The sequence below is a fragment of the Saccharopolyspora sp. NPDC002686 genome, from assembly GCF_040295745.1.
In the GTDB taxonomy this organism is placed as follows: domain Bacteria; phylum Actinomycetota; class Actinomycetes; order Mycobacteriales; family Pseudonocardiaceae; genus Saccharopolyspora; species Saccharopolyspora oryzae.
Genome location: NZ_JBEOVY010000424.1, coordinates 1 through 5,877, shown reverse-complemented (window position 1 = coordinate 5,877; position 5,877 = coordinate 1). Strand labels below are relative to the sequence as shown.

The 5,877-nt window shown below is 70.4% G+C and carries 8 protein-coding genes; 2 read left to right on the top strand and 6 right to left on the bottom strand.

The window, feature by feature from the left end; translation table 11 throughout:
- A partial coding sequence (locus ABTZ89_RS34485) for a sensor histidine kinase (RefSeq protein ID WP_351052760.1) occupies nt 1-750 on the top strand: 750 nt, incomplete at its 5' end.
- Nucleotides 751-1,032: 282 nt separating this feature from the next.
- On the opposite strand, the gene ABTZ89_RS34480 is transcribed toward ABTZ89_RS34485, so the two are convergent.
- Both ABTZ89_RS34480 and ABTZ89_RS34475 read right to left on the bottom strand, forming a co-directional pair.
- Entirely contained in the window at nt 1,033-1,287 is a 255-nt protein-coding gene (locus tag ABTZ89_RS34480) for a WhiB family transcriptional regulator (protein ID WP_093157940.1), read from the bottom strand.
- Between the two features lie 247 nt (nt 1,288-1,534).
- On the bottom strand, nt 1,535-2,461 hold the full coding sequence (locus ABTZ89_RS34475) for a diacylglycerol/lipid kinase family protein (RefSeq protein WP_270949050.1): 927 nt from the start codon (nt 2,459-2,461) through the stop codon (nt 1,535-1,537).
- Between the two features lie 414 nt (nt 2,462-2,875).
- Here ABTZ89_RS34475 and ABTZ89_RS34470 point away from each other — a divergent pair, with 414 nt between their 5' ends.
- Complete coding sequence (locus tag ABTZ89_RS34470; RefSeq protein ID WP_270949051.1) at nt 2,876-3,307, top strand: hypothetical protein; 432 nt, start codon at nt 2,876-2,878, stop codon at nt 3,305-3,307.
- A gap of 10 nt (nt 3,308-3,317) precedes the next feature.
- On the opposite strand, the gene ABTZ89_RS34465 is transcribed toward ABTZ89_RS34470, so the two are convergent.
- The 4 genes from ABTZ89_RS34465 to ABTZ89_RS34450 form a co-directional block, all read right to left on the bottom strand.
- A complete protein-coding gene (locus tag ABTZ89_RS34465) occupies nt 3,318-3,785 on the bottom strand; it encodes a GNAT family N-acetyltransferase (RefSeq protein ID WP_270949052.1) in 468 nt (155 codons plus the stop codon).
- A gap of 65 nt (nt 3,786-3,850) precedes the next feature.
- Nucleotides 3,851-4,447 (bottom strand): acid phosphatase, encoded by a 597-nt coding sequence (locus ABTZ89_RS34460; protein WP_351052756.1) that lies wholly within the window; start codon nt 4,445-4,447, stop codon nt 3,851-3,853.
- 18 nt (nt 4,448-4,465) lie between these two features.
- Entirely contained in the window at nt 4,466-5,092 is a 627-nt protein-coding gene (locus ABTZ89_RS34455) for a DJ-1/PfpI family protein (RefSeq protein ID WP_351052753.1), read from the bottom strand.
- Between the two features lie 10 nt (nt 5,093-5,102).
- Nucleotides 5,103-5,877, bottom strand: a 775-nt coding sequence (locus ABTZ89_RS34450; protein WP_351052751.1) for a GlxA family transcriptional regulator, incomplete at its 5' end; no start/stop codon positions are given.

Below are 5,877 nucleotides of genomic sequence, written 5' to 3'. Positions count from 1 at the left end.
ATCGAAGCCGAGGCGCGCGGTGCGACGGTGCTGTTCCGGGCGCTGCCGCTGCGCCCGCGCGGGCAGCAGGCCGGTGCGCTGGTGCTGGTCCGCGACGTCACGGAGGTCAAGCGGCGGGATCGCGCGCTGATGTCCAAGGACGCGACGATCCGCGAGATCCACCACCGGGTCAAGAACAACCTGCAGACGGTGGCCGCACTGCTGCGGCTGCAGTCGCGGCGGACCGGCAACAACGAGGCGCGCCTCGCGCTGGACGAGTCGGTGCGGCGGGTGACGTCGATCGCGCTGGTGCACGAGACGTTGTCGATGTCGGTGGACGAGCGGGTCGACCTGGACGACGTGGTGGACCGCGTGATCCCGATGATGAGCGACGTCGCCGCGGCCGAGACCGGGGTGAAGGTGCGTCGCGAAGGCCGGTTCGGGGTGGTGTCCGCCGAGTTGGCGACCCCGCTGGTGATGGTGCTCACCGAGCTGGTGCAGAATGCTTTCGAGCACGCCTTCCCGGAAGGGCAGGGCGGCGAAGTCGTGGTGCAGGCGGAGCGTTCGGCGCGTTGGCTGGACGTCGTCATCTCGGATGACGGTCAGGGCCTTCCGAAGGGTTTCTCCCTCGAACGCGCCGAACGCCTCGGCCTGCAGATCGTGCGGACCCTCGTGGAATCCGAGCTCCGAGGGTCGTTGAGCTTGCGCGGTCGCGGGCGGCAGCGGGGTACCGAGGCGGTGTTGCGAGTTCCGCTGAAGTACCGGCGCTGACGTCTGCCCGGTGGGTCGGGCGCCGCGCGGTGCGTCGATGCTGTGATGCGGCGGTCGGGTGTCGCATCTCGACCGATCTCATCGGAGCTCCGGATCCGCCGGCTCGAACGAGCTGTGAGCTGAGCGGTTCTTCCGGTTCCGACGTCGACGCTGATCAGCCGGGTCTCGTCGGGGTGTGCGGGTTGTTCGGTGCGATGGCCGTTCTTCGCGACCGGGGCGAAGACGCCGGGTCGATCACCGGGGGTGCGATCGACCCGCTGCGTCTTCAGCGAGCTTCGCTACTCAGGCGTTGGTGCGGGCCCGGGTGCGAGCGTTGCGCCGCTTGAGGGCACGCCGCTCGTCCTCGCTCATACCGCCCCAGACGCCGGCGTCCTGCCCGCTCTCCAGTGCCCAAGCCAGGCACTCGGAGGCGACCGGACAACGGCGGCAAACGGCCTTCGCCTCGGCGATCTGCAGCACGGCAGGACCGCTGTTCCCGACGGGGAAGAACAGCTCCGGGTCCTCGTCACGGCAAACCGCATCGTGGCGCCAGTCCATCGTTCCTTGCTCCTCGCTAGGCGCGCCAACGCGCGCCGCTCGTACGTTCGGGGTGTTTGTGAATGCTTTCACGGAGTCCGTGTGCTTGTGAATACTTTCACGAACTGCCGCGATGTCAAGAGTTCGATCTCGTGTGGTGAGGGAGCTCACCCGAAAGATCGACAGAGCTTGACCAGGGGTTTCAGTGTGTCACCGGTCGCAGATGGGGGTCGCGAGTCGGCAACGACGTCCATCCGTTACGTGAAGGTTATACGGAGACGCGGAGAGCATCCGGGACTGAGAAGAACTCGATCTCCGAACGCTCACCCAGGCAATCACCATCGACCTGCAGGCGCAACGGCTCCGTACAGGTTACGCAAAGATGGGCCACGTCCGCACGCTCAATTGAGTTTCTTCCGTGTGGTTTCGCTCTACCGCGCAGCATTTCCGCTACATGTCGTAACACAGGGTAAGCACGCATGTTCTTCAGCGCGAAGACGCCCAAACCGGTGTCGAAGCTGGTCTCGGGGCTCATCCGGACCGGTCGGGACCCCAGGTAGGTCCACGGGTCGGTGTTCGAGACGAACACGCTGTGCAACCCGCTGACCTGCAATTCGTCGCCGATTTGCAATCCGATCTGCGGCTCCTGCCGAGCCATCCGGAAGTAGCAGGCGAGTGCCGTGCGGGCGTAGAGCGCGGGCGTGACGTTGCGGCCGTTCGAGCGCAGCCGCTCCACTTCGGCGACGACTTCTGCGTCCCATCCCACACCTGCGTTGAACGTGAACCAGCGCTCATCGGCGCGGCCCAGCCCGACCCACCGGGAGCTGCGCTCGTCGACCGCGCGCAGCAGCCGGTGCGTGGCCTCGACCGGATCCCTGGGCAGCCCCAGGGCGCGGGCGAACACGTTGGCCGAACCACCGGGCACCACGCCCAGCGTCGGCATCTCGCGGTCACCGACCTCGCCTGCCGCGAACATGCCGTTGACCACTTCGTTCACCGTGCCGTCGCCACCGTGCGCGATCACCAGGTCGGCGCCGTCCTGGACGGCCGCGCGGGCGGCGTCGGCGGCGTGACCCCGGTACTGCGTTTCGACGACGTCCAGCTTCAGCTCGCTGGCCAGCGCGTGGGCGAGAACATCCCGGCCGGCCGCAGTGGTGGACGTCGCCTGCGGGTTGACGACGAGTACGGCGCGCACACCCGCAGCCTAGGGGAAGGCCTCCGGGCGTCCGTGCACCGTCCAGCGGTTCAGCTCTCCGGCAGGGCCCCCTTCCGCCGCGATCGGCAGTGGGATCGGCCGCCGTGCCCGACGCGGGCGGGGCGGGTCGGCTGAAGCACCAGGAGCGGGTGCGCCGTGCCGCTGACCTCCGCCGGGACCCGGTGGAACCCGGATGCGCAACCCCGGAGCGCATCCGCTCGTCGTCCACCCGAGCCGGTCGGGCGCGCGGACGATGCAGCGGACACCCCGATATCCGCGATCGCCGTGGCAGCCATGAGTCGATCATCGCGCGGTGACCGTGGTCGCAGCCATGCGACGTTCGGGCGGTATTACCATCGGAAGGGCATACGCAGAGTCACCGAATTCGGCTTTTCCGGAAGGGCAGCAGCGACTGTGTTGACCGAAGTCGTCCCGCGCAGCGTGCGCATCGCCGGCGTCCTGACCACGCTGCAGGCCGTGGCGGGGTTGATCTTCGTCGCCGCGCTGCTGATCCGCAGCACCGCCGCCGACATCGGCGGGGTCGGGGAGTTCGGTCGCGGCCAGACCTACGGCGAGGCCGGGTACTACGCCCTGCTGTCGGCGGGCGTGCTCGCGGCGGGCATCGGCATGCTCAAGGGCAAGCACTGGGCGCGGACCCCGGCGCTGCTGCTGCAGCTGATGCTCCTGGGCACCGCCTGGTACGCGTTCGGGCCCTCCGGGCAGCCGGTGATCGGCCTGGCTCTCGCCATCCCCGCGATCGCGGTCCTCTACTTCATGTTCAACCGCGAGGGGCGGCAGTGGTCCTACTACGGCAACGCCGCCCCCGACGCAGACCCCGAGGACTGACTGCGGTTTTTCAGGCGCTGAAGGCGTCCAGGGCTTCGCCGGTCAGGCGGAAGGTCGTCCACTCGTCCATCGGGATCGCACCGGCGGCCTTGTAGAAGTTGATGGCCGGCTCGTTCCAGTCCAGGACCTGCCACTCCAGCCGCGCGTAGCCGCGGTCGACGCACTCCTTCGCCAGCGCCTGCAGCAGGGCCTTGCCCAGACCGCTGCCGCGCTGCTGGGGACGCACGAACAGGTCCTCCAGGTAGACGCCGTGCACGCCCTCCCAGGTGGAGAAGTTCAGGAACCACAGGGCGAGACCGACGACCGCACCGTCCACTTCGGCCACGTGCCCGAACAGCGCCGGGTTCGGGCCGAACAGCGCCGCGCGCAGCTGCTGGTCGGTCAGGTGGCACTTCTCGGGCGCCTTCTCGTACAGCGCGAGTTCGTGCACCAGCTCGACCATGGCGGGAACGTCGGCTTCGGTCGCACGGCGGATCATCGGTACCTCCACGGGTTCTGCCTACCGGAGCAGCATATTCGGCGCCGGTGGGCCGGTGGAGGGGATCAGCCCTGCTGCCAGGGCGGGATGTTGGCGCGCACGATCTGCGGCACGCCGCGCTCCCAGCCCAGCACGGTGATCCCGGCCGGGTCCAGGGCGAAGCGCGCGCCATCGGTGGCGGGCAGCCCGAGCCAGCGGGCGACCAGGCAGCGGCTGAAGTGGCCGTGCCCGACCAGCACCACATCGGACGCGGCGTCCGCGATGCGCGCCAGCACGTCGTCGGCGCGCGCCGTGACCTGCGCCGAGGTCTCGCCGCCCGGGCAGGGGTGCGTCCACACCGTCCAGTCCGGGACCTGCTCGCGGATCTGCGGCGTGGTCAGGCCCTCGTAGTCGCCGTAGTCCCACTCCGCGAGCAGCGGTTCGGTGACGATGTCGTCCAGACCGGCCAGCACCGCTGTGCGCTGCGCGCGCTGGCGCGGGCTCGCGAGCACGGTGACGGGTCCGGGCGGGCGCAGCGCGGACAGGGTCTGCCCGGCTTGGCGGGCCCGCAGTTCGCCTTCGACCGTGAGCGGGATGTCGGAGCGGCTGGTGTGCTGACCGGTCTGGGACCACTGGGTGGTGCCGTGTCGGAGGAGGTAAACGCGGTGCTCGTCCTGTGCCACGGCCAGAGCGTAACCGCGCTACGCGGGGAGCACCCCTTCGCGGACCGCGGCCGCCAGCTCGGGTCCGGCCTTGTCGGGCGAGCCCGCGTCGAACGGCGGTTGCGGGTCGTACTCCAGGGCCAGCTGGATCAGCTTCGCGGCGTCCTCGCCCCACAACCGCGCCGCCAGCAGCAGCGCCATGTCGATGCCTGCCGACACCCCGGCGCCGGTGATCACGTCGCCGTCCACCACCACGCGATCGGTGCTGACCCGCGCCCCGAGCTCGGCCAGCGCGTCGCGGACCGCCCAGTGCGTGGTCGCCGGTCGGCCGTCGAGGATGCCCGCCTTGGCCAGCAGGGTCGATCCGGAGCAGACCGATGCCGTCCAGGTGGTGGTCGGGTGCACGGCGGCCAGCCAGTCGATCAGCTCGGTGTGCTCCAGCGCGGTGCGCCACTGGGAGCTGCCGGGGACGACCACGACGTCCGGGCCGGTCAGCTCGGCGAAGGTCGTGGTCGGCTGGATCGGCAGGCCGGAGTCGCAGACCACCGTGTCGCGGGTGGCGGCCACGAAGTGCGGGGTCGTGCTGTCCGGGCCGGCGAGGACCTCGTACGGGCCGATCAGGTCCAGCGCGGTGAAGCGGTCGTAGAGCACGAAGGCGATGTCCACAGTGGTCTCCTCAAGGTGCGTCGGTGCTGGTGCGGAAGCGGTCGCGGTAGGCGCTGGGCGGGATTCCGAGCTGGCGGACGAAGGCGCGGCGCATGGTCTCGGCGCTGCCGAAACCGCAGCGCCGCGCGATGCCGCGCTGGCCGGTCTCGAGCAGCGCGCGGGCCGCTTCGACGCGAGCCTGCTCGACGTAGCGGCCCGGGCTGGTGCCGACTTCCCTGGTGAACAGGCGGGTGAAGTGCCGCGGGCTCATGGCCATCCGGTCGGCCATCGCCGGGATCCGGTGATCGCCGGCCGGGTTCGCGGCGATCTCGGCGAGCAGGTCGTGCAGCGCGCGGTCGCGGACCGGTTTCGCCGAGTTCCACACGCTGAACTGCGACTGCCCGCCCGGGCGCTGGAGGAACACCACGAGCCACTTGGCGATCGAGCGGGCGACCTCCGGGCCGTGGTCGTCCTCGACGAGGGCGAGCGCGAGGTCGACCCCGGCGGTCACCCCGGCCGCGGTGAGCACCGGGGTGTCGCGGACGTAGATCGCGTCCGGTTCCACCACGACGTCCGGGTAGGACTCGGCGAGCTCGGCGCACTTCGCCCAGTGCGTGGTGGCCCGGCGCCCGTCCAGCAGCCCGGCCTCGGCCAGCAGGAACGCGCCGGTGCAGACCGAGGTGGTCCGCCGGGCGCGCTCGGACAGCCGGCGCAGCTGCTGGACCAGCGACGGATCACCGGCGGCTTCGCGGAACTGCCAGCCGCCCGCCACCACGAGGGTGTCGAGCTCGTCGACGTCCGGCAGG

What these genes read in the sequence shown, in the direction of transcription:
- ABTZ89_RS34465 (WP_270949052.1), bottom strand. Translation starts at nt 3,785, where the DNA reads ATGATCCGCCGTGCGACCGAAGCCGACGTTCCCGCCATGGTCGAGCTG.
- ABTZ89_RS34480 (WP_093157940.1), bottom strand. Translation starts at nt 1,287, where the DNA reads ATGGACTGGCGCCACGATGCGGTTTGCCGTGACGAGGACCCGGAGCTG.